This is a genomic window from Paracoccus marinaquae (assembly GCF_018860165.1).
Taxonomy (GTDB): domain Bacteria; phylum Pseudomonadota; class Alphaproteobacteria; order Rhodobacterales; family Rhodobacteraceae; genus Paracoccus; species Paracoccus marinaquae.
Genome location: NZ_JAHKNG010000022.1, coordinates 23,079 through 46,002, shown reverse-complemented (window position 1 = coordinate 46,002; position 22,924 = coordinate 23,079). Strand labels below are relative to the sequence as shown.

The following is a 22,924-nucleotide window of genomic DNA, read 5'->3' as shown; positions in this document are numbered from 1 at the left end:
GCTTCGTTTCCTTCGTCTTCCGCGCCCTGCGGCCCCGGCATTGCCGGCGTTTCGGGGTTGCCCCGCCTTCGGACTGCGCCCCGTTGTCGGACGGGGTTCGTTGAAAATAACACACCGGCCAAGGGCAATTGCCCGGCCGGTCGCGTGGATATGGCGGATTCGGGCGCACAAGTCAAGGCAAGCGCCTAGGATGCGGCCTTCTCTTCAAGCAGCAGCCACTCTTCCTCGGCCGCAGCAAGCGCGACCTGCCGTTCGGCCAGTGCATCGGTTGCCTTCTGGAACTTTGCCGGCGCGGCCTGGTACAGATCCGGCTGGGCCAGAAACTCGGACAATCTCGCGATCTCGGCCTCCAGCCGCTCGATGATGGCAGGCAGCTCGACCAGACGGTGCTTTTCGGTGAAGCTGAGTCCGGTCTTTGCCGGCTTCGTCTTCTCACCCACCGGTTCCGGGCTTCTGACGGATGGCGCGGGGGGCGTCGCGGCACGCGCCACGGGGGCGTCCTCGCCCCGTTGCGCGCGATAATCGCTCCAGCCGCCGGCATAGACCACGGCACGGCCGTCACCCTCCATCGCCACGGTGGTATCGGCAACCCGGTCGATGAAATCGCGGTCATGGCTGACCAGCAGCACGGTGCCGTCATAGTCGCCGAGGATATCCTGCAGCAGATCCAGCGTTTCCACGTCCAGATCGTTGGTCGGTTCGTCCAGCACCAAGAGGTTCGAGGGCCGCGCCATCAGCCGCGCCAACAGCAGCCGCGCCTTCTCGCCCCCCGACAGGCTGCGCACGGGGGCGCGGGCCTGTGCCTCGTCGAACAGGAAGTCCTTCAGGTAGCCGACGACATGCCGGGGCTGGCCGCGCACCATCACCTGATCGGCCCGGCCCGAGACCCGCATCGCCGGATCGGCGGTCAGCGAATCCCACAGCGACAGATCGGGGTTCAGCGTCGCGCGGGCCTGATCGAAGACCGCCAGTTCAAGGTTCTTGCCCAGCGTGACCTGACCCTGATCGGGCGCGATCTCGCCGGTCAGCAGGCGGATCAGGGTGGTCTTGCCGACGCCGTTCGGGCCGACAAAGGCCACCCGGTCGCCGCGCATGATCCGCAGATCGAAGGGCCTCAGGATGGCGCGGTTGCCGAAGGTCTTGGTGATACCCTTGGCCTCGATCACCTTGCGGCCCGATTGCGGCCCGGTCTCCAGCGCCAGCGCCGCCGTGCCCTGCCGGCGGATCTGGGCGGCGCGTTCGGCCCGCAATGCGGCCAGCGCCCGAACCCGGCCCTGATTGCGCTTGCGCCGCGCGCTGATCCCCTCGACCGCCCACCGCGCCTCGGCCTTGATCTTGCGGTCCAGCTTGTGGCGGGCCTCGTCCTCGGCCGCCCAGGTGGCTTCGCGCCAGTCCTCGAAGCCCGCGAAGCCCCGTTCCTGGCGCCGCACCTCGCCACGGTCGATCCACAGCGTCGCGCGGGTCAGGTTGCGCAGGAAGGCGCGGTCATGGCTGATCAGCACATAGGCGGCGCGGGTCTGCTTCAGGTGATCCTCAAGCCAGCCGATCGCCTCGATATCCAGATGGTTCGTGGGCTCGTCCAGCAGCATCAGTTCGGAGGCCTGCGCCAGCAGCCGGGCCAGTGCCGCGCGCCGCCGCTCGCCGCCCGAAGCGGTGGAAACCGGCCGGTCGGGGTCGAATTTCAACCCCTCGGCCGCCATCTCGACGCGGTAGCCCTGCCCCTCGTCCAGCCCCGCGCGGGCAAATTCGCCCAATGTGACGAAACCGGAAAGATCGGGATCCTGCTCCATATAGCCGACATGGGTGCCGGCGCTGCGCACGACCTCGCCCCGGTCAGGCTCGACCAGCCCGGCCATCACCTTCATCAGCGTGGACTTGCCCGACCCGTTGCGGCCGACCAGCGCCACCCGGTCGCCCGGCTGGAGGTTCAGCGAGAGGTCCTCGAAAACCGGATTGCCGCCGAAGGTCAGCGAGATGCCGGTCAGTTGCAGAAGCGGTGCGCGTGCCATGGCCGCGCCCTAGCGCGGCGCGGCGGGGCGGTCAATCGGCCGTGATCTCCGATTTATTCCCTCTGATATTGACCTGAGGGAACGGCACTGCCAGAAATGGCCGGAATTCTTATCAAAGGAGTCAACCATGCGTGCCCTCATTCTTGCGTCGCTGATGAGCGCGACGGCCCTGCCGGTTCTGGCCCAGGAGGTGAATGTCTATTCGCACCGTCAGCCCGAACTGCTGAAGCCGCTGACCGATGCCTTCACGGCCCAGACCGGCATCACCGTCAACACCGCCTTCGTCGACAAGGGCATGGTCGAGCGGTTGCAGGCCGAAGGCGATCGCAGCCCCGCCGATTTGGTGATGACGGTCGATGTCGCGCGCCTGGGCGAGCTGAAGAATGCCGGCGTCACCCAGACGGTCGAGGCCGAGTCGCTCAACGTCGTGCCCGAGACGCTGCGCGATGCCGACCGCAACTGGTTCGGCCTGACCACCCGCGCGCGGATCGTCTATGCCAGCAAGGAGCGCGTGGCCGATGGCGAGGTGACGACCTATGAGGATCTGGCCGATCCGAAATGGAAGGGCCGCATCTGCACCCGGTCCTTCACCAATGATTACAACGTCGCCCTGACCGCCGCCTATCTGGCCCATCACGGCGCAGACGCGACCAAGGCATGGCTGGAAGGCCTGAAGGCCAATCTGGCGCGGAAACCCGAGGGCGGCGACCGCGATCAGGTCAAGGCGATCTGGGCCGGCCAGTGCGACATCAGCCTTGGCAATACCTATTACATGGGCGCGATGCTGAAGGATGACGAGCAGAAGCAATGGGCCGAATCGGTCCGCATCGTCTTCCCGACCTTCGAAGGCGGCGGCACGCATGTGAACGTCTCGGGCGTGGCGATGACCGCATCGGCGCCGAACAAGGAAGCCGCGCAGCAGCTGATGGATTTCCTGGTCAGCGACGAGGCCCAGAAGATCTATGCCGAGACCAACAGCGAATTCCCGGTCTCGGATCATGTCGAGCGGTCCGAACTGGTCGCAAGCTGGGGTGCGTTCACGCCCGACAGCGTCTCGCTGAGTGAGATCTCGAAACTGCGCCCCGAGGCGCTGACGCTGATCGAGCAAGTGAACTTCGACGGCTGAGCCTTGCCGCAGGGACGCGGGCGCGGACGGCCCGCAATCCCCAGCGGATCGGCATTCGCAAGGAAAGGGCGCAGCCTTCGGGCTTGCGCCCTTTTTCATGGCCGCCCAGAAAGGCCGCAGGGAACCAGGAGACCGCCGTGAAACGCAAGATCATCATCGACACCGATCCGGGTCAGGACGACGCCGTGGCGATCTTGCTGGCGCTGGCCAGCCCGGAACTGGAAGTGCTGGGCGTGACCGCAGTGGCGGGCAACGTGCCGCTGGCGCTGACGCAGCTGAATGCCCGCAAGATACTGGAACTGGCCGGACGGGTGGACGTGCCGGTCTTTGCCGGCAGCGATGCGCCTCTGGCGCGCAGGCTGGTCACCGCCGAGCATGTGCATGGCAAGACCGGGCTGGACGGGATCGACCTGCCCGCCCCGGCGATGCCGTTGCAGGACCGGCACGCGGTGGATTTCATCATCGACCGCCTGCGCCGCGAACCGGCGGGCAGCGTCACCCTGGTCCCGATCGGGCCACTGACCAACATTGCCAGCGCCTTCCAGCGCGCCCCCGACATCGTCGCGCGGGTCGAACGGATCGTGCTGATGGGCGGGGCCTATTTCGAGGTCGGCAACATCACACCTGCATCCGAGTTCAATATCCATGTCGACCCCGAGGCCGCAAAGATCGTTTTCGATGCGGGCGCACCGCTGGTGGTGCTGCCGCTGGATGCCACCCATCAGGCGCTGACCTCGCGCGACTGGGTCGAGGCGATGCGGCGCCTGCCCGGTCGCTGTGGATCCGCCATCGCCAGCTGGACCGATTTCTTCGAACGCTTCGACAAGGAGAAATATGGCAGCCTCGGCGCACCATTGCACGATCCCTGCACCATCGCCTGGCTGATCCGCCCCGACCTGTTCGACGGCCGCGAGATCAATGTCGAGATCGAAACCCGTGGCGAGTTCACCACCGGCATGACCGTGGCCGACTGGTGGCGGGTCAGTGGCCGGCCGGCCAATGCCCTGTTCATCCGGAACCTGCAGCGCGACGGCCTGTTTGCCCTGCTGAGCGAGCGTCTGGCCCGGCTGCCCTGATCAGTTCCCGCCGCCCCCGGTCGTGCCATCCCCCAACCGGTCGTCAAGCCGCCGCACCAGGTCGGAGGTGATGTCGATCGCATCCAGCGAAACGAAGACCGTACGCAGATCCAGCACCGCAACCGCGCCGCGTTCCTGCATCATCTCGCCCATGATCGGCAGGGCCGCCTGATAAAAGGCCGTCCGGTCGGCATCCGCGGCCGTGTTCAGATCCTGCACCGCCTGCGCCCTTTCGCGCCGGATCGTGGTGGCGCGGCTGTCGAACGCCTCGGCCAGCTTGCGGAATTCGGCCGGGTCCAGCGTCGCGCGCTGCTCGGTCAGCTTGGCCTCCTCGGCCGAAAGCTGTTCGGCCAGGGTTTCGTTCTCCTCGGCGATCTTCCTGCCCTTTTCCTCAAGCGCGCTCTGCGCGCGCCGGCCCCAGGCGGATTCGAGGAACAACCGTTCCTGATCGACGGTCAGAAGCGGCGCCTCGGCCATGCGCGGTGCATCCGCCCCGGTCTCGATGGTGCGATTGGGTATTGCCCCGTCAGCAGGCGCCGCATCGGCCCCCGCTTCGGGTTCGACCACCGGCTGTTCGAGGTCCGGCAGCGCGGGGGGCGGTTCGGTCGTTTGCGACAGGGCGGAAACAGGCGCGGCCAGCAGCACAAGCAGCACGCCCCGCGCCAGTATCCGCCGCATCAGAACCTCGTCGAGATCGTCAGGTCGAAGTTCTGTTCCTCGTCATAGTCTTCCTTCAGCACCGCCTTCGAGAAGTTGAACCGCAGCGGGCCGATCGGGGTCGTCCAGAAGATCGATGCGCCGATGGCCGCACGCACATGCATGCCGTCATCCACCGGGCCGCTGTCGCCCTGGATATCGTCCAGCCCCCAGATCGAGCCGGCATCGGCGAAGAGGCCGCCGCTGATCCCGTATTCCTCGGGCAACCCGAGGGGGAACTGCGTCTCTGCCCGCAGCGCCCAGTAGTAGTTGCCGCCAAGCGCGTCCTCGTTCGGAGCGGTCAGGTCGCGCGGGCCAATGCCGTTGGGCTCGAAGCCGCGAACCTTGGTGCCGGCACGGAAGCGCCCGAGCAGCCAGGTTTCATAATCGTCATAGCCGACCACGGCACCGCCCTCGAGCTCGGCCCGGAAGACCACGTTTTCGCGCCAGGCGTTGCTTTCGATCCCGGCCAGCGCCGTGGTGGTGACGCTTTTCACATCCCCGCCGAGCCCGGCGAAATCCTGCGAGAACTGCAGCTTGTAACTGGTCAGAGGATCCAGACCGGTGATCCGCGTATCCCAGCGGTAGGAATAGCCCAAGGCCGAGGTCGTCCGCTCGCCCTCCTCGCGCTGCAGGATGACAGAACTGTCCGAGGGAACGTCGCTCAGCTTGTCCTGGCTCAGCAGATAGCGCAGTTCCAGACGGCCATTCGCCGAGATCGGAAACTCGACCGAGGGCGCGATCCCGACGCTGCGGGTGTCGTAATCCGAATTCCACTGCTCGGTGGCGCTGTACCAGGTGTTGAAGCGGAAACGCAGGTCACGGCCAAGGAAGTAAGGCTCGATGAAATTGACCGAGGCCTGCTGGTCGCCATCGGCGGTGGACAGCGTTATCCCGAGCGTCTGGCCGCGACCAAGGAAGTTCGTCTCGTTCAGCGAGGCGTTCACGCCGACCCCGGTGCCGACCCCGTACGAGGCGCCGAAGGACAGCGAACCGGTCGGCTGTTCCTCGACGTTCACATCGACGATGACCTGTTCCTGGCTGCTGCCCTGCCGGCTTTGGACCTGAGCATCCGCGAAATATCCCAGAGCGCGGATGCGTTCGGCGGCGTTGCGGATCTCGCGCGGGTTGAACGGGTCGCCCTCGACGGTGGTGAACTGGCGCCGGATCACCTCGTCAAGCGTGGTGGTATTACCTTCGATATCGATCCGCTCGACGAAGATGCGCGGGCCGCGCGCCAGCACGAAGGTCAGATCCAGCGTCTGGTTCGAGGCGTTGCGGGTGATGCGCGGCTCGATATTGACGAAGTTCAGCCCCTCCTGGATCGCCACGGTCTCCATCCGGCGGATGGTGTTGTCGATGACGGCGGGGTTGTAGACTTCGCCCCGGCGCACGCGGTTCTGGGCCGCGAAGGGCGCGGCATCGACGCCGGCGATCTCGGATACCGTGTTGACGCTGGCGAACCGATAGCGCGGACCTTCCTGAATATTGAAGGTGATGTAGAAGGCATCCCGTTCGCGGGCGATCTCGGGCGCGACCGCCTGAACCTTGAAATCCGCGTACCCGCGCGAGCGGTAGAAATCGGTCAGCAGCTGTTCATCCAGCGGAATCCGCTCTGCCGCGAAGGTGTCGGCGCGGATGAAGGTGCGCAGAAGGCCGGCCTGTTTCGTCTCCAGCACCTGCCGAAGGCGGTAATCGCTGAAGGCACGGTTGCCGGTAAAGCTGATGCGCTCGATCTCGGTCACGTCGCCTTCGCGGATCTCGAAGACCAGATCGACCCGGTTCTCGCTGCGACGGATGATCTTGGGATCGACGCGAGCGGCCAGACGGCCCTGGCTTGCATAAACCTCGGCGATGGTGCGGGCATCCTCAAGCGCCTGCGCGGGCTGATAGGTGCGGCGCGACTGGCTTTTGGCGATCTGCGCCAGTTCCTCGTCCTTGATCCTGCGGTTGCCCTCGAAACTGACCTGATTGATGGTCGGGAATTCGCTGACCCGGATGACCAGAAGTCCGCCGCGCGGCTCGATCTCGACCGTCTCGAAGAGGCCGGAATTCTGCAGGCGCTGCACCGCGTCGTTCAACTCGCCGGCCGAGACATCCTGCCCGCGCGCAATATCCGCGTAAGAGAGGATGGTCGCGGCTTCGACCCGCTGCGCGCCCTCGATCCGCACGTCGTTGAACACATATGCCGCCGCCACTTGCGGAAGCAACAGCCCCGCCGGGACCGAGATCGTCAGTGCCGTCATCAGCGCGACGGCGCTACTGCCCAGTTTCCGTGTCATCGCTGCCCCTCTTTTCAAGCCTGCCCGGCGCCCTGCCGGCGCCTTCTTTTGGGGTAAGGTTGTGCCTCAAACCGGACTGACTGTCAAAAGCGCATCGCGGCTCAGGGGCAGAAAAGATCGTTGGTGAGTCCGAAAATCATCAGCGACAGCACGGCGGCCATGCCGATCCCGGTCAGCAGGTTCAGGACCCGGTCCGACGGCGGATGGCCGGTGATGGCCTCCCAAGTGTAGAACATCAGATGCCCGCCATCCAGCACCGGGATCGGCAGCAGGTTCAGAAAGCCGATCGCCGCCGACAGCACCGCGATCCACCACAGGAAGCTGGCGCCGCCGGCGCTGGCGGCCTGCCCGGTGCTTTCGGCGATCGAGATCGCGCCGCCCAGATTGCAGGCCCCGATCTGGCCGGTGATCATCGCCCACAGCCCCGACAGCGACGAGGCGATGATGCTCCAGGTCTGGGTGATGCCCAGCCACAGCGCCTCGACGGGACCGGCGCGACGGGTGGCCGGCGTGAAGAAGCTGTCGCCTCCGGTCACGCCGATCAGCCAGCGCTTCTCATAGCCCCCTTCGGCTGCGGGCAGGTCCTGCTCCTTCGGGACCAGCGTATAGCTGGCCACCCCCACCCCCGGCCGCCAGACTTCCAGCAGCAGCGGCTGACCCTCTGCCGCCTCGACCATCTCGCGCATCTGGGTAAAGCGGGTGATGGGCTGGCCGTCGATGCCGGTCACCACGTCGCCGGCCCTCAGCCCGGCATCGGCGGCCGCGCTGCGAGGGGCCACGCCGCTGATGCGGGGCGGCATCGGATCGGGGCCGAGAACCGTGATTTCGGCATCATCCCGCAGCACCCGCCAGTCCTGCTGCGGGGCGATCGGCAGTTCCTGCGTGGCGCGGCCAAGATCGCCCCAGGTCCTGACCGGGTGATCCCCGATCCCCAGAATCTGGTCGCCCGGCCGCAATTCGTTGACGATCCCCGGCGGCGCGGGCGCGATCTCACCGACCGTGACCTGGCTGGTCGGCAGACCCTGAACCAGCGCGAAGCCGCCGAAGATCAGGACCGACAGGATGAAGTTGAAGACCGGCCCGGCCAGCAGCGTCGAGAACCGCGCCCAGAGCGGCGCCCCGGTCAGGGTCTGCCGCCGCAGCGCCGGATCGACCGGCTTTCCGGGCCCCGCGCTGGCCGCGTTGTCATCACCCAGAAAGCGGACATAGCCGCCCAGCGGAATCGCCGCGACCTGCCACAGGGTGCCGCGCCGGTCCCGGCGCGCGGCGAGGCGCGGCCCGAAGCCGACCGAGAAGACCTCGGCCCGGATCCCCGACCAGCGGCCGACGATGTAGTGGCCGAATTCATGCACGGTGACGATCACCGCCAGCGCCACGACAAAGGCCGCCAGCGTCCACAGGGTGCCACCGAATTGCGGGATCAGTTCGCTCATGCTGCGGCCTCCTGTCTTGCGGCCCGGTCCCAGTGCAGAACCGTCTCGAGATCCGCGGGATCGTCGCCGAACCCGGCCTGCCCCGACAGCGCGGCCAGCGTCGCCTCGACCTGCGGGGCCATGCGCGTGAACCCGATCCGCCCGGCGATGAAGTCGTCAAGCGCCTGTTCCTTGGCGGCGTTGAAGACCGCGCCGGCCATGCCCCCCGCCGCCATCACCTCGCGCGCCAGCCGCAGCGCCGGCCAGCGGGTCTCGTCGGGCGCGCGGAAGGTCAGGCTGCCAAGGGCCGCCAGATCCAGCGGCGCCACCGGCAGCGGCGCGCGGTCCGGCCAGTTCAGCGCATAGCCGATGGCATGGCGCATGTCGGGCGCACCCAGATGCGCGATACTGCCGCCATCGACATGGCTGACCATGGCGTGGATGATCGATTCCGGATGCACCAATACCTTGATCTGATCTGCCCCGAGGCCGAAAAATTCCTTTGCCTCTATGACTTCCATCGCCTTGTTGAACATCGACGCACTGTCGATGGTGATCCGCTGGCCCATCGCCCAGTTGGGATGCGTCGAGGCCTCGGCCACCGTCGCTGCCGCCAGCCGCTCCAGCGGCCAGTCGCGGAAGGCGCCGCCCGAGGCGGTGATGGTCACATCCTTGACACTGTCCAGATGGTCGCCGTCAAGCGCCTGAAAAATGGCTGAATGTTCGGAATCCACCGGCAGAACCCTGGCGCCGCTGCGCCGCGCCGCCGCATGGATCAGCGAGCCGGCGCAGACCAGCGATTCCTTGTTGGCCAGCGCCAGGATGCCGCCCTGCGCCAGCGCCGTCAGCCCGGGCACCAGCCCCGCCGCACCGACGATCGCCGACAGGACCCAATCGGCGGGCCGCGCCGCGGCCTCGGCCAGGGCCTGCGCGCCTGCCGCCGCCTCGACGCCGCTGCCCTTCAGCGCCTCGCGCAGATCGCCAATCCGGTCCTCATGGGCGGTCACGGCGATCTCGGCGCGCAATTCGCGCGCCATGGCGGCAAGCCCGGCGATATTGCATCCGCCGGTCAGCGCGACGACATCATAGGCGTCCGCGCCGCCGGCACGCCGGATCAGATCGACACCATTGGCGCCGACCGACCCGGTCGCTCCGAAGATCGAGATGCGTCGCATGTCTCAGTTCACCACCGGCAGGCTGGTCAGGAATCCGATGAACATGGTGGCCAGAACCGCGCCGGTCACTGCGTCAAAACGATCCATGAAGCCGCCATGGCCGGGAATCAGGTTCGAGCTGTCCTTGACCCCTGCCCGCCGCTTCAGCCAGCTTTCGGCGATGTCTCCCATCTGGCCGGCGAAACAGACCAGCGGCGAGACCCAGATCAGCGTCGCGTCGCCATGCCCCGACAGCCACAGCAGCGCCCCGAGGATCGCCGCGCCGATCCAGCCGGCCACGGTGCCCGACCAGGTCTTCTTGGGGCTGAGCGCGGGCCAGAATTTCGGCCCGCCCAGAATGCGGCCGAAGAAATAGCCCGCCGTATCCGAGACGATCACGATGCCCATCAGCCACAGCACGAAGGGCAGGCCATATGCCTCGCGGAAATCGACCAAGCCGTAGGCGACCAGCAGGATCGCCATGCCGAAGAGCGCATAGCTCCAGCGGTCGCGGGCCGCGGCGCCGGGCAGCCCGGCCAGGATCGGCAGGAACAGCAGCAGCCAGGCCAGCGGATGATAGACGGTCAGCGCCGCGAATTGCGACAGCCCGGCGATGATCGCCAGCGCGACCGGGCGCCAGCGCCCGAACGCGGTCACATGCATCTCGGGATGGCGCCAGCCGGTCATGCTGGCCAGTTCCCAGAAGGTGATCGCCGAGATCAGCGCCATCCCCAGCCGCAGCCAGATCCCGGTCGCCAGCGCCAGCAGCAGGCCGATGCCCAGCAGCACCACGGTCGAGGCGATGCGGCGTGACAGATCCCCCCATTTCCCCGAGGGCAGGGTCGGCTTCGGAGCGATCGGCGGCTCGGCCTTCATAGGCCCCCGAAACGGCGCTCGCGCAGACCGAAACGATCGAGGATCCCGGCCAGATGGTCCGGGGTGAAGTCCGGCCACAGGGTCGGCGTGAACTCGTATTCCGAATAGGCCGCCTGCCAGGGCAGGAAATTCGAGACGCGGGTTTCGCCCGAGGTGCGGATGACCAGATCCGGATCGGGATGGCCGGCGGTGTCGAGGCAGGCCGCCAGGTCATCCTCGGTCGGCTGGACGACCTCGCCCCGCGCGACCTTCTGCGCCAGCCGCGCAGCCGCACGGGCCAGTTCGTCCCGGCCGCCGTAATTGATCGCCACGGTCAGGTTCAGCCGGGTATTTCCGGCCGTGCGCGCCTCGATCGAGGCCATCAGCGCCTGCAGCTTGGGATCCAGCCGCTCGCGTCCGCCGATGAAGCGCAATCTGACGCCCTCGGCCGACATGCCTTCGGCCTCGCGCTCGATATAGCGGCGGAAGATCTTCATCAGGCCCAGAACTTCCTCGGTCGAGCGCTTCCAGTTCTCGGTCGAGAAGGCATAGACGGTGAGCCAGTTCACCCCCAGGTCGGGGCAGGCGCGGACGATCTGCTTGACCCGTTCGGCGCCGCGGCGGTGGCCGACCAGACGCGGCCAGCCACGCTCGGTCGCCCAGCGGCCATTGCCATCCATGATGATCGCGACATGGCGGGGCCGCTGATCGGCGCCGCCCGTCGTCAGGGCCTGTGCGGTTTCGGCGGCCATGTTCCCCTCAGACCTGCATGATCTCGGCCTGCTTGGCCTCAAGCGCCTGGTCCACGGCGCCGATCATCTTGTCGGTCAGTTCCTGGACGGCGGTCTCCCAGAACTTCTGGTCATCCTCGGGCATGCCGTTGGCCTTGCCCTTCTTGACCTGGTCCATGCCGTCGCGGCGCACGTTGCGGATCGCCACGCGGGCGCTTTCGGCATATTGCGCCGCGACCTTGGTCAGTTCCCTGCGGCGTTCCTCGTTCAGTTCGGGGATCGGCAGCATGATGATGGTGCCGTTGGTCTGCGGGTTGATGCCAAGGCCGCTTTCGCGGATCGCCTTCTCGGCCTTGCCGACCATCGCCTTGTCCCAGATGTTGATGGTGACCATGCGCGGCTCGGGGACGTTGACGGTGCCAAGCTGGTTGATCGGGGTCATCTGGCCATAGGCCTCGACCTGCACCGGCTCGACCATCGAGGCCGAGGCGCGGCCGGTGCGCAGGCTGCCGAATTCGTGACGCAACGCCTCCATCGCGCCCTTCATGCGGCGCTCGAGATCGTCGATGTCTATTTCGATGTCCTCTGCCATGTCGGACTGCCTCTGCATTGAATTTTCCTCGCTTGTAACCGCATTACCGGACCTTGGCAAAGGCTTTGCCGGTCATCCGGGCAGGCCGTTGCCCCCGGCCCCCGACGGCCCCCGAAACAACCTGCCTGCCCCGAAAAACGCGGCACACGGGGCCGCCGGTTCCCGTCCCTGATGGAAATCCGGGCGTATCAGCGCCTTTCGGCCAGCGTCGCGATCTGCTTTTCGATCCCCTCCAGCCGGGCCAGAACCTCGTCCCGATAGGCGCCGGTGCTCTCGTTCTCCTCGGCGTGATGGGCGTCCTGCATCGAGTTCACGATCAGACCGACGACGAGGTTCATTACCGCGAAGGTGGTCACCAGAATGAAGGGCACAAAGAACATCCAGGCGTCGGGATAGACCTCCATCACGGGACGGACGATCCCCATCGACCAGCTTTCCAGGGTCATGATCTGGAACAGCGAATAGGCCGCATGCCCGAGGGTGCCGAACCATTCCGGGAAAGCCTGTCCGAACATCTTCGTCGCGATCACTGCCGCGATGTAGAAGATGATCCCCATCAGCAGGAACACGCTGGCCATGCCCGGCAGGGCGGCCAGAAAACCCTCGACCACGCGCCTGAGCCGCGGCGTGACCGAGACGATTCGCAACAGCCGCAGAATCCGCAGGGCCCGCAGCACCGACAGGCCCTTGCCTGCCGGCACGACGGCGATGCCGACTACCAGGAAATCGAAGACGTTCCAGCCGTCGCGGAAGAAGTTCAGGCCGCGCGCGAACAGCTTGGCTGCGATCTCGACCACGAAGATCGTCAGGCACAGCCCGTCAAGAAACAGGATCAGCGGCCCCACCCGCGCCATCACCGAGGCCGAGGTTTCCAGCCCGAGGATCACCGCATTGAACAGGATGACCCCGGTGATGACATGCTGAACGGTCCGACCGTGGAGGAAACGATCGACCCGGAGACGCAGGTTTTCCATGGCAGCCTGTCAGCTATGAACGCGGGTATAGGTGCCCCGCCCTTCAAGGATGGTGCGGAACCCGCCCGGCTCGTCCAGCGAGAAGACGATGATCGGCAGGCGGTTGTCGCGCGCGAGCGCGATGGCCGAGGCATCCATCACCCCCAGATGCTTCTGCAGCACCTCGTCATAGCTGACCTCGCCGTAGCGCTTGGCGTCGGCATGCTTCTTGGGATCCTTGTCATAGACCCCATCGACCTTGGTGCCCTTGAAGATCGCCTCGCAGTTCATCTCGTTGGCACGCAGGGTCGCGGCGGTGTCGGTGGTGAAATAGGGGTTGCCGGTGCCGGCGGCGAAGATGCAGATCCGCTTCTTTTCCAGATGCCGGATGGCGCGGCGGCGGATATAGGGCTCGCAGACCTCATCCATGCGGATGGCGCTGATGACCCGGCAATGCAGGCCCTTGGTCTCCAGCGCCGATTGCATCGCCAGCGCGTTCATCACCGTGGCCAGCATGCCCATGTAATCCGCGGTGGTCCGCTCCATCCCCTGGGCGCTGCCCTGCAGGCCGCGGAAGATATTGCCGCCGCCGATCACCATGCAGACCTCGACCCCCATCTGGGCGACCGATTCGACCTCGTCGGCGATGCGGGCAACGGTCGGCGGATGCAGGCCATAGCCCTGATCGCCCATCAGCGCCTCACCGGAAATCTTCAGCATCACGCGCTGATATTGCGTGGGCACGGCGGCCTTCTGATCGGTCATGTCCTGTCCTTCCCCGGGGCGGCCGGTCGCTTTCATCGCGGCGCAAAATGTCGCAAAAGGCCGTCAGGTTCAACCTGCCGGAACTGCAAATGCCTGACCCCGACCTGACCGGCATCGACCCGTCGCGCCACCTGCTGCTTGCCGGACCCACGGCCAGCGGCAAATCGGCGCTGGCCCTGGCGGTCGCGCGCCGGCAGGGCGGGCTGATCGTCAATGCCGACGCCCTGCAGATCTGGTCCTGCTGGCAGGTGCTGACCGCGCGCCCCTCGGTGGCGGACGAGGCGGCCGCCCCGCATGCGCTTTACGGCCATGTCGGGCCTGAGCGCAGCTATTCCGTCGGCGACTGGCTGCGCGAGGTCGAGGGATTGCTGGACCGGCGGCTGATCATCGTCGGCGGCACCGGCCTCTATCTGACGGCGTTGACGCAAGGACTGGCCCTCGTTCCCCCGGTTCCGGCCGAAATTCGCGCCGAGGGCAATGCCCGGCTGGCGCTTGCGGACGGGCTGGCGGGCATGGCGGCCGAACTGGATCCGGCAACGGCGGCCCGAATCGACCTGCGCAATCCGGCCCGGGTCCAGCGCGCATGGGAGGTGCTGCGCGCCACCGGGCGCGGCCTGTCCGACTGGCAGGCCGAAACCCCGCCCCCCTTGATCGGCCCGGAGGATGCGCAACGCATCCTGATCAGCGCCGATCGCGACTGGCTGGCCGATCGGATCGCGCAGCGCTTTCACGCGATGATGGACGCGGGCGCCCTGGCCGAGGCACGCGCGATGCTGCCCTACTGGGATCCCGGCCGGCAATGGGCCCGCGCCATCGGCGCCCCGGAACTGGTCGCCCATCTTCACGGCGAGACCGACCTTGCCGGCGCGACCGAGAAGGCCATCATCGCCACCCGGCAATATGCGAAGGCGCAGCGGCACTGGTTTCGCGGCCGGATGCGCGATTGGAAAAACTGGCGAATCAGCGATAAAAATACACGCATAGATTGAATCTCTGTGCTATACATAGCGTCAGGTTGAGAATTTGGCGTTTATAGGCGATAATCCGCCTGTTAGTGCCAGTAGGCAGGTGCCGCCATGTCAGTATTCGACAACAGAGATTTTTCCAAAGCGTTTCCATTCGGTTCCAGCCGATTTCGACAAGCTGTCTCAACCCTGCCCCCGGGCGCGCGCGATGGAATCATGGCCAGCGCACATCTGGGCGAGGTCGATGGCGCCGAGACTGATGCGCGGAAATCCGCCGCGCCCCCTGACCCCGCCACCACACCGCTGAAGCTGCATGCCAGCCTGCGCATAGGCCGCGCCACCACGGGGCAGGACCGGCTGCGCCTGCTGTCACTGGCCGATTTCACCGGCCGATGCCGCACCTCGGCCACGTCGCCGCGGACCCGTCCGGATCATCTTCTCGTCTGGGTGACGAAGGGACAGATCCGGCTGGAATTTCCGCGACATCGGCATTGCCTTTCGGCGGGCGAGTTGCGTTTCATCCCCGCCGGCACGGCCTTTGCCATGCTGTCCGCACCGGGCGCCGAGGGTCATGTCGCGCTGATCCCGCGCGCGGCGGCGGCGGCGGCACATCCGCCCCTGCCCGACAACGACCTGTCCGCGCAGATCGGCGAGGATGGCGCGCAATTGCTGGCAACCCTCAGCGAACTGGCAAGCGAAGCCTGCCCTCCCGATCCGGCGACGCGGCAATGCCTGATGAACCTTCTGGCGCTGCGCCTGAGCCGGCTGGCCCCGAAACCTGCGGCCGCGCAGACCGATGCGCCGCCTTCCGAAGCGCGAAGCCTGGTCGAACAGTTCCTGTCCCTGGCCGCGACGCGGCTGGGCACATGCGCCGCGATTGCCGAACTGGCCGAGGAGTTGCAGACCAACGCCGCCACCCTTGACCGCGCCTGCATCGCGACAAGGGGGCGTCGCGCGATCGAGTTGCTTCACGAGCTTCGGCTGCAGCGTGCCGTCGATCTGTTGCGCAACAGCCGTCACGGCGCCGCCCAAATCGCCGACGAACTGGGCTATTCAAGCCATGCCCATTTCACCCGCGCCTTCGTCGCGGCGACGGGGCGCAGCCCCGAGGCCTTCCGCGCTCAGCCCCGCTGATCCTCGGCGCCGCCGGCTGGCCTGCCGCGAAAACCGGTGGCGACGACGAATTTCTCGGAGGAATCGCTGCGGCTGGCCGGCGGCTTGACATTCGCAACCCGCTCGAAGTTCCGCTTCAGCATCGCCTGCATCTCGTTTTCCGCCCCACCGGCCAGTACCTTGGCGACGAAAGTTCCACCCGGCTCAAGCACATCGAAGGCCAGTGCCGCCGCCGCGTCGACCAGCGCGACGATACGCAGATGGTCAGTGCCCTTATGCCCGGACGAGGCCGCCGCCATGTCCGACATTACCACATCGGCAGGGCCGCCCAGCCAGTCCTTGACCTTTTCATCGGCACCTTCCGAAAGGAAATCCAGCAGGTGGATCTCGGCCCCCGCGATCGGGTCTACCTCCTGCAGATCGACGCCGACCACCCGGCCGACCGCCTTGCCGGATTTCTCGCCAAGCGCGTTCACACGCGCGACGGCGACCTGGCACCAGCCGCCCGGCGCGCAACCCAGATCGACCACCCGCGCCCCCGGAACCAGAAAGCGGTACTTGTCGTCCAGTTCAAGAATCTTGAAGGCGGCACGGCCGCGATAGCCCTCGCGCTTGGCCCGCGCCACATAGGGATCGTTCAACTGCCGTTCCAGCCACAGCTTGCTGGACAGCTTGCGCCCCTTCGCGGTCTTGACCCGCACCCGCAGATCGCGCTGTCCGCGCCCGCTGGATTTGCCCGCGCGGCTGCCCGGATCCTTGCTCATCTCATGCCACTCCGTTCACGCCGTCCGGTGTCAGCACCCCATCGCGCACCATCTGGGCATAAAGCAAGCCCTCGCGCAGACCGCGATCGGCGACCGAAAGCCGGTTGGTCGGCCAGACCCGCATCAGCGTCTGCAGGATCGCCACCCCCGACATGATCAGGGCATGGCGCTCGCGCCCGATGCGCGGATCGGTGCGGCGGCCCTCGGGGCCAAGCTGCAGATAGGAATGGATCACTCGGTCGATCTGGTCCGTGGTCATTTCCAGCCCGTCCACCTTGGTCCGGTCATAGCGGCGCAGGCCCAGATGACTGGCGGCGACGGTCGTCACCGTTCCCGAGGTGCCGATGATCTGGAACCCCTCGTCGGGCGAGCCATCCGCATAGGGCGCAAAGTCGGCCAGCATCTCCTCGAAATACCAACTCATCAGCGCGAACCGGCCCTCGTCGTCCTCGACATCGGCGAACTGGTCGCGCAGCGTCGCCACGCCCAGCGGCACGCTGATCCAGTCCACCACCCGCGCGCCACCGGGCCGGGGATTGGCAAAGCCGTCCGAAAGCCGCATGATCGCGCGCGCACGTTCGCGCGGATCGACATCCTCGAGATCGATCCAGACCAGTTCGGTCGAACCGCCGCCGATATCCACGACCAGCAGGGTCTCGGTCGCGTGGCTGACCAGCGGCGCGCAGGAAATGACGGCCAGCCGCGCCTCTTCCTCGGCATTGATGACCTCGACGGGCAACCCGGTCTCGCGCCGGATGGTGCGCAGGAAGTCGCGGCTGTTGCGCGCGCGACGGCAGGCCTCGGTGGCGACCAGCCGCATGTTGCCGACGCGGTGATGCTCAAGCTTGCGCCGGCAGACCTGCAATGCGTGGACCGTGCGCGCCATCGAGCTGCGGGACAGCCTGCCCGAAGCTTCCAGCCCCATCCCAAGCTGCACCGGCTTGGAAAAGCTGTCGACGACCTGAAACTGATTGCCGCGCGGCCGCGCAATCAGCATCCGGCACGAATTGGTGCCGAGATCGAGGGCGGCATAGAGCGCCCCCTCCTCGGACTGGCGGGTGACCGGCGGCTCGACCGTGCTATTCGGGAACGCGTCCGCACCCGCAGGACGCCTGGGCGCCATAAGACACGCCCTCCGATGACAAGTTGGCCCAAACGTAACGCGCCTGAGGCGCCCGTTCAAGGGGCGGGCAAACGGGTTCTTGCCCGAGGAACAGCGCATTCGCAGCGCCGCGCCCGTCGCGAGAGGTCGCAAATCCCCCTCGCCATGGTCGCAACTGGATCGCGCGAATTCGCCATCGGTGGCATTAAGACGGCAGGAAAAGGACGGCGGTGCATGGCGGAACTGACACTGGTCTTCTGGCGCGATATCCCGGCACAGGTGATGCAGGGCAAGGGCCGCACGGCCCTGCGCGTGGCCCTGTCAGAACGGTTCGAGCAATCCGTCGACCGGGCGGCGATGAAGGCCGGTCTGGCCGGCACCGACGACTATCTGGCCGAATGGCGCCGCGAGACGGTCGAGGCTCCCGACGCCCCCGCGCTGGCCGCCCGAATCGAGGCGGAATACGATACCGACCGGCTTCGCGGACTGATCGCGAATGGCGGCTATGACCCAAAGTGAAAGGCAGGCTCAGATGGCGCTGATGCAATTCCGTTCCCCGCCGCGCAACCATGCGCCGCTGGCGGCCTTCCTTCAGGGCGCCTCGATCGAGGTGATGCCGCGCACGGCCGCCGGGGTGTCGGATTTCCGCCAGCATCTGCCCGCCGGCACCCTGGTCTTCGTCGCCCATATCGACGGCACCTCGCCGGCCGAGATGCAGGCCACCGTCGCCCGGCTGGCACGCGAAGGCCTGCGCCCGGTGCCGCATGTTCCGGCCCGCCTCGTCCCCGACCGCGCCGCGCTGGCAGACTGGGTTTCGGCCTATCGTGATGGCGGGGCCGAGGGCGCGCTTCTGCTGGGCGGCGGCCTTTCGGCGCCAAGGGGCGAGTTCCGCGATTCGATGCAGCTTCTGGAAACCGGCCTTTTCGGCGATTTCCGCCAGTTGTTCATCGCCGGCCATCCCGAAGGCAACCGCGACATCGATCCCGATGGCGGCGAGGCCGAGGTCATGCGCGCCCTGCGCTGGAAGGCGGATTTCGCCGCCCGTACCGACGCGCGGATGCAGATCGTGACGCAATTCGCCTTCGAGGCGCAGCCGGTCATCGACTGGGCCAACCGGCTGCGCGCCTCGGGCATCGACATGCCGATCCGCATCGGCGTGGCCGGTCCCGCCAAGCTGCAGACGATGCTGAAATTCGCCATCATGTGCGGCGTCGGCCCCAGCCTGCGCGTGTTGCAGCGACGCGCCCGCGACGTGACCAAGCTGCTGGTGCCCTATGAGCCGAAGGAATTCGTCACCGCACTTGCGCACGCGAAAGCCGCCGATCCCGATTTTCCCATCGCCGCCGCGCATATCTTCCCGCTGGGCGGCATCCCGGCCTCGACCGGCTGGCTGGCCGGCAACCGCGCCGAGTGAAGGACCGCCCATGACCCGCACCGTTCTGGAATCCGCCTCCAAGACCGTCACCATCGGCTTCGACGAGCCCTTCTGCGTCATCGGCGAGCGGATCAACCCCACCGGCCGCAAGAAGCTGGCCGCCGAACTGGAGGCGGGCGATTTCTCGACCGTGCAGAAGGATGCGCTTGAGCAGGTGGCCTGCGGGGCGGCGGTTCTGGATGTGAATGCGGGCGTCGTCTACAACTCGAACCCTGATCCCAACGTGACCGAGCCGCCGTTGATGCGGCAGATGATCGAACTGGTGCAGGGGCTGGTGGAGGTGCCGCTCTGCATCGACAGTTCGGTCCCCGGCGCCCTGCAGGCCGGGCTTGAGGCGGCGAAGGGCCGCCCGCTGGTCAACAGCGTCACCGGCGAGGACGAGCGGCTGGACCTGGTACTGCCGCTGGTGGCCAAATACAACGTGCCGGTGGTGGCGATCAGCAATGACGACACCGGCATCAGCGAAGACCCGGACGTGCGTTTCGAGGTCGCGCGCAGGATCGTGCAGCGCGCCGCCGATTTCGGCATTCCCGCGCATGACATCGTGGTCGATCCACTGGTGATGCCGGTGGGCGCGATGGCCACGGCCGGCCGGCAGGTCTTTGCACTGGTGCGGCGGCTGCGCGACGAATTGGGCGTGAACACCACCTGCGGCGCCAGCAATATCAGCTTTGGCCTGCCGCACCGGCACGGCATCAATGCCGCCTTCCTGCCCATGGCCATCGGCGCCGGCATGACCAGCGCCATCATGAACCCGGTCAGGCTGGTCGAGATGGAGGCGATCCGCGCCGCCAACATGCTGATGGATCACGATGCCAATGGCGGCGACTGGATCCGCTTCTCGCGGGTGATCGAGGCGGTCGAACAGGGTCAGAGCTTTGCCGAAGCCAGCAAGACGGCGATGGCCTCGGCCGCAGGCGGCGGACGTCGCGGCGGCCGCCGCGCCCGCGGCTGATCGGGTTCGGACGCCCCCCCCCGGACCGGTAACCGGCCCTTGCCTCGGTCGTCAGGTCAAGGTGCTGCGGCGTCGCGGGTTGTCACGGCGCCTCCGCCGCAGACCGTCGGCGTCAGCGTCTCGATCGCGTCCCATTGCGACAGGAACACCTGTCCGCTCAGGTGATCGAGGAAACGGCTGCGGCCGAGCCGATCCATCACCGGCCCCTTCACTTCCGACAGATGCAGCGTCACGCCCATCTCGCCCAGCCGTTCGTTCAGCGCCTCCAGCGTCTCCAGCGCCGACAGATCGACCGCGTTCACGGCTGGGAACATCAGCACCACGTGACGGATCGCCTTGTCGTCCGAAACCCGGTCCAGGACCTTGTCTTCAAGAAAACGGGCATTGGCGAAATACAGGCTTTCATCCAGCCGCATGGTCAGCAATTCGGGATGGGTCCGCACCTCGTGGCGGCGGATATTGCGGAAATGCTGGGTGCCGGGAACCAGCCCGACCTCGGCGATATGCGGCCGCGAGGTGTGATAGAGGTGCAGCAGCACCGACAGGATCACCCCCGCCGACACGCCGGTTTCCACGCCAAGCAGCAGGGTCAGCAGGATCGTGCCCGCAACGGCGGCGAAATCGGCGCGGCTATAGGCCCATGCGCGGCGCAGGATGCCGAAATCGACCAGTGACAGCACCGCCACGATGATCGTCGCCGCCAGTGTCGCCTGGGGCAGGTAATAGACCAGCGGCGTCAGGGCCAGGGCGGCGATGGCCAGCCCGATGGCGGTGAAGGCGCCTGCCGCCGGCGTCTCGGCCCCGGCATCGAAATTCACCACCGACCGCGCGAAGCCGCCGGTCACCGGATAGCCGCCGGTCAGGCCCGCGCCGATATTCGCCATGCCAAGGCCGATCAGTTCCTGATCCGGGTCGATCCGCTGGCGGCGCCTGGCCGCCAAGGTCTGGGCGACGCTGATCGATTCGACGAAGCCGATGATCGAGATCAGGATCGCCGGCATGGCCAGCGCGCGGACCAGATCGAAGGACAGGTCGGGCTTGGTCAGCGGCGGCAGGCTTTGCGGGACGCGACCGACAATACTGACGCCGCGCGCCTCAAGCCCGAAGCCCCAGACGGCCAGCGTCGTGACCACCACTGCCGCCACAGGCCCAGCGCGTGTGGCGATGGTCGCCAGCCCCTCGCCGAGCCCGGCCCTGATCAGGGCCGGTTTCAGCCCCTTGCGCGCCCAGAACAGGAGAGCCGTCGCCGCGACGCCGATCGCCAGCGTGATCGGGTTCACCTGCCCCAGATTGGCGAGCAATGATCCCAGCATCTCGGGCAGGGTGTCGCCTCCGGCCCTGACGCCCAGGATATGCTTCAACTGGCTGGTCGCGATCAGGATGCCCGAGGCGGTGATGAAACCCGCGATCACCGGATGCGACAGGAAATTCGCGATGAAGCCCAGCCGGAAGATGCCCAGCACCAGCAGGAACAGCCCCGACAGCAGCGCCAGCGTCAGCGCGGCGGCGGCATAGCCCGCCGTGCCCTGCTGCGCCACCTCGCCGACCGCGGCGGCCGTCATCAGCGAGATCACCGCCACCGGCCCCACCGCCAAGGCCCGTGAGGTGCCGAAGATCGCATAAAGGATGATCGGCAGGATCGAGGCATAGATCCCCGCCTCGGGCGGCAACCCGGCCAGCATCGCATAGGCCAGCGATTGCGGGATCAGCATGATCGTCACGATCACCGCGGCCAGCAGGTCATTCTGCAACGCCGCGCGGTTGTACCGCCGACCCCAGTCGAGAATCGGCACCAGACGGGCCAGCCGGGGGGTCACCTTAATGGCCTCACGTCAGCGGACACCATGTCCCGCGCCCTAAAGCCCGTTGACCGGTACTTTCAGCATCGCCCGGCCATCCTTGTCCTTCGGCACCTCGCCCGCGCGCATGTTCACCTGCAAGGCGGGGATGATCAGCCTGGGCATTTCCAACTGCGCATCGCGTTCGGTGCGGAACCGGATGAATTCCTCGCGGGTCCTGCCCTGACCGACATGGATGTTGTGGGCCTTTTCCTCGCCCACCGTGGTTTCCCACTGGATGTCGCGGCCGTTGGGGCCGTAATCGTGGCACATGAACAGCCGCATCGCATCGGGCAGCGCCAGCACCTTCTGGATGCTGTCGTAAAGCGTGCCGGCATCGCCGCCCGGAAAATCGGCCCGGGCCGAGCCGCCATCGGGCATGAACAGCGTGTCGCCGACAAACGCGGCGTCACCCACCACATGGGTCATGCAGGCCGGCGTGTGACCGGGGGTGTGGATCGCCAAGGCCTGCATCTGGCCGATCGTGTAGGTATCGCCATCCTTGAACAGCGCATCGAATTGCGAGCCGTCGCGCTGGAACTCGGTGCCTTCGTTGAAAATCTTGCCGAAGGTATCTTGCACGATCAGGATGTTCTCGCCGATGCCGATCCTGCCGCCAAGGCGCTGCTGGATATAGGGCGCGGCGGACAGGTGGTCGGCATGGACATGGGTCTCGATGATCCATTCCAGCTTCAGCCCGCGCCGCTCGATCTCGTCGATCAGGGCGTCGGCATGTTCATAGGTGATCCGCCCGGCGGCATAGTCGATATCCATGACCGAATCGACGATGGCACAGGCGTCCGAGCCCGGATCCCTGACGATATAGCTGATGGTATTGGTGGCCGGGTCGAAATGCGCGCTGACCTCGGGCTTTACATCCATCCTGACGGGATAGTCGGTCATTCTGTCCTCCTTGACGGGGCGTCGGACCCCTCTTCGCACCATGCGGCGGCGACGTCGTGGTCCCTGCGGCCAGCCCCGGCTGAAACTTACATATTCACACGATTATATATGTCAAGGGCAATCCGGGCACGGCCGCAGGGCGAACCGCAACGCAAGGATATGACATGGTCACAACAGCGCAATGATAGCACGCGCGGC

General features: G+C 66.7%; 21 protein-coding genes. 7 read left to right on the top strand and 14 right to left on the bottom strand.

The genetic code is table 11. From position 1 onward, the window contains the following. Positions 1-185: 185 nt before the first annotated feature. On the bottom strand, positions 186-2,009 hold the full coding sequence (locus KNW02_RS12835) for an ABC-F family ATP-binding cassette domain-containing protein (protein WP_216033678.1): 1,824 nt from the start codon (positions 2,007-2,009) through the stop codon (positions 186-188). Between the two features lie 127 nt (positions 2,010-2,136). On the opposite strand from KNW02_RS12835, the gene KNW02_RS12830 reads away from it, so the two are divergent. Together KNW02_RS12830 and KNW02_RS12825 are read left to right on the top strand one after the other, a co-directional pair. Further along, on the top strand, positions 2,137-3,135 hold the full coding sequence (locus KNW02_RS12830) for a Fe(3+) ABC transporter substrate-binding protein (protein ID WP_216033677.1): 999 nt from the start codon (positions 2,137-2,139) through the stop codon (positions 3,133-3,135). Between the two features lie 137 nt (positions 3,136-3,272). Beyond that, positions 3,273-4,211: a nucleoside hydrolase gene (locus KNW02_RS12825; RefSeq protein WP_216033676.1), complete on the top strand. Its 939-nt coding sequence runs from the start codon at positions 3,273-3,275 to the stop codon at positions 4,209-4,211. Here KNW02_RS12825 and KNW02_RS12820 read toward each other — a convergent pair whose 3' ends face one another. From KNW02_RS12820 to pyrH, 9 genes are all read right to left on the bottom strand, one after another. Beyond that, the gene (locus KNW02_RS12820; RefSeq protein WP_216033675.1) at positions 4,212-4,889 is read right to left on the bottom strand and encodes an OmpH/Skp family outer membrane protein; all 678 of its coding nucleotides are present in this window, start codon (positions 4,887-4,889) and stop codon (positions 4,212-4,214) included. Beyond that, entirely contained in the window at positions 4,889-7,189 is a 2,301-nt protein-coding gene (bamA, locus tag KNW02_RS12815) for an outer membrane protein assembly factor BamA (RefSeq protein WP_216033674.1), read from the bottom strand. Before bamA ends, KNW02_RS12820 begins: the two co-directional genes overlap by 1 nt. A gap of 101 nt (positions 7,190-7,290) precedes the next feature. Then, positions 7,291-8,622, bottom strand: a complete 1,332-nt coding sequence (gene rseP / locus KNW02_RS12810; RefSeq protein ID WP_216033673.1) for an RIP metalloprotease RseP — start codon at positions 8,620-8,622, stop codon at positions 7,291-7,293. Next, positions 8,619-9,776, bottom strand: coding sequence for a 1-deoxy-D-xylulose-5-phosphate reductoisomerase (gene dxr, locus KNW02_RS12805; protein ID WP_216033672.1), 1,158 nt, complete (start codon positions 9,774-9,776; stop codon positions 8,619-8,621). The genes rseP and dxr overlap by 4 nt, the downstream gene beginning before the upstream one ends. Positions 9,777-9,779: 3 nt before the next feature. Beyond that, positions 9,780-10,631, bottom strand: coding sequence for a phosphatidate cytidylyltransferase (locus KNW02_RS12800; RefSeq protein WP_216033671.1), 852 nt, complete (start codon positions 10,629-10,631; stop codon positions 9,780-9,782). Continuing rightward, positions 10,628-11,362 carry a polyprenyl diphosphate synthase gene (uppS, locus tag KNW02_RS12795; RefSeq protein WP_216033670.1) on the bottom strand — a complete coding sequence of 245 codons (735 nt, stop codon included), beginning with the start codon at positions 11,360-11,362 and terminating at the stop codon, positions 10,628-10,630. Before uppS ends, KNW02_RS12800 begins: the two co-directional genes overlap by 4 nt. Before the next feature lie 7 nt (positions 11,363-11,369). Beyond that, positions 11,370-11,933, bottom strand: a complete 564-nt coding sequence (gene frr, locus KNW02_RS12790) for a ribosome recycling factor (protein WP_216033669.1) — start codon at positions 11,931-11,933, stop codon at positions 11,370-11,372. A 188-nt stretch (positions 11,934-12,121) separates the two neighbouring features. After that, entirely contained in the window at positions 12,122-12,907 is a 786-nt protein-coding gene (locus KNW02_RS12785; protein WP_216033668.1) for an ion transporter, read from the bottom strand. 9 nt (positions 12,908-12,916) lie between these two features. Beyond that, positions 12,917-13,651, bottom strand: a complete 735-nt coding sequence (pyrH, locus tag KNW02_RS12780) for a UMP kinase (protein WP_216033667.1) — start codon at positions 13,649-13,651, stop codon at positions 12,917-12,919. Between the two features lie 89 nt (positions 13,652-13,740). Here pyrH and miaA point away from each other — a divergent pair, with 89 nt between their 5' ends. Continuing rightward, positions 13,741-14,640, top strand: a complete 900-nt coding sequence (gene miaA, locus KNW02_RS12775; RefSeq protein WP_216033666.1) for a tRNA (adenosine(37)-N6)-dimethylallyltransferase MiaA — start codon at positions 13,741-13,743, stop codon at positions 14,638-14,640. A gap of 192 nt (positions 14,641-14,832) precedes the next feature. Beyond that, positions 14,833-15,750, top strand: a complete 918-nt coding sequence (locus KNW02_RS12770; RefSeq protein WP_216033665.1) for a helix-turn-helix domain-containing protein — start codon at positions 14,833-14,835, stop codon at positions 15,748-15,750. Here the strand turns inward: KNW02_RS12770 and KNW02_RS12765 are convergent. Then, complete coding sequence (locus tag KNW02_RS12765) at positions 15,738-16,493, bottom strand: RlmE family RNA methyltransferase (protein WP_216033664.1); 756 nt, start codon at positions 16,491-16,493, stop codon at positions 15,738-15,740. The genes KNW02_RS12770 and KNW02_RS12765 overlap by 13 nt on opposite strands. 1 nt (position 16,494) lies before the next feature. Next, positions 16,495-17,616, bottom strand: a complete 1,122-nt coding sequence (locus tag KNW02_RS12760) for a Ppx/GppA phosphatase family protein (protein ID WP_216033663.1) — start codon at positions 17,614-17,616, stop codon at positions 16,495-16,497. 213 nt (positions 17,617-17,829) lie between these two features. On the opposite strand from KNW02_RS12760, the gene KNW02_RS12755 reads away from it, so the two are divergent. The 3 genes from KNW02_RS12755 to KNW02_RS12745 are packed head-to-tail and all read left to right on the top strand — an operon-like array spanning position 17,830 to position 19,985. After that, the gene (locus KNW02_RS12755) at positions 17,830-18,114 is read left to right on the top strand and encodes a virulence factor (RefSeq protein ID WP_216033662.1); all 285 of its coding nucleotides are present in this window, start codon (positions 17,830-17,832) and stop codon (positions 18,112-18,114) included. A 13-nt stretch (positions 18,115-18,127) separates the two neighbouring features. Continuing rightward, positions 18,128-19,009, top strand: a complete 882-nt coding sequence (locus KNW02_RS12750) for a methylenetetrahydrofolate reductase (RefSeq protein WP_216033661.1) — start codon at positions 18,128-18,130, stop codon at positions 19,007-19,009. Positions 19,010-19,019: 10 nt separating this feature from the next. Then, positions 19,020-19,985, top strand: a complete 966-nt coding sequence (locus tag KNW02_RS12745) for a methyltetrahydrofolate cobalamin methyltransferase (RefSeq protein WP_216033660.1) — start codon at positions 19,020-19,022, stop codon at positions 19,983-19,985. Positions 19,986-20,041: 56 nt separating this feature from the next. On the opposite strand, the gene KNW02_RS12740 is transcribed toward KNW02_RS12745, so the two are convergent. Together KNW02_RS12740 and KNW02_RS12735 are read right to left on the bottom strand one after the other, a co-directional pair. Then, positions 20,042-21,802, bottom strand: a complete 1,761-nt coding sequence (locus KNW02_RS12740) for a SulP family inorganic anion transporter (RefSeq protein ID WP_216033659.1) — start codon at positions 21,800-21,802, stop codon at positions 20,042-20,044. Between the two features lie 39 nt (positions 21,803-21,841). Next, positions 21,842-22,726, bottom strand: coding sequence for an MBL fold metallo-hydrolase (locus KNW02_RS12735; protein ID WP_216033658.1), 885 nt, complete (start codon positions 22,724-22,726; stop codon positions 21,842-21,844). Between the last annotated feature and the right edge of the window lie 198 nt (positions 22,727-22,924).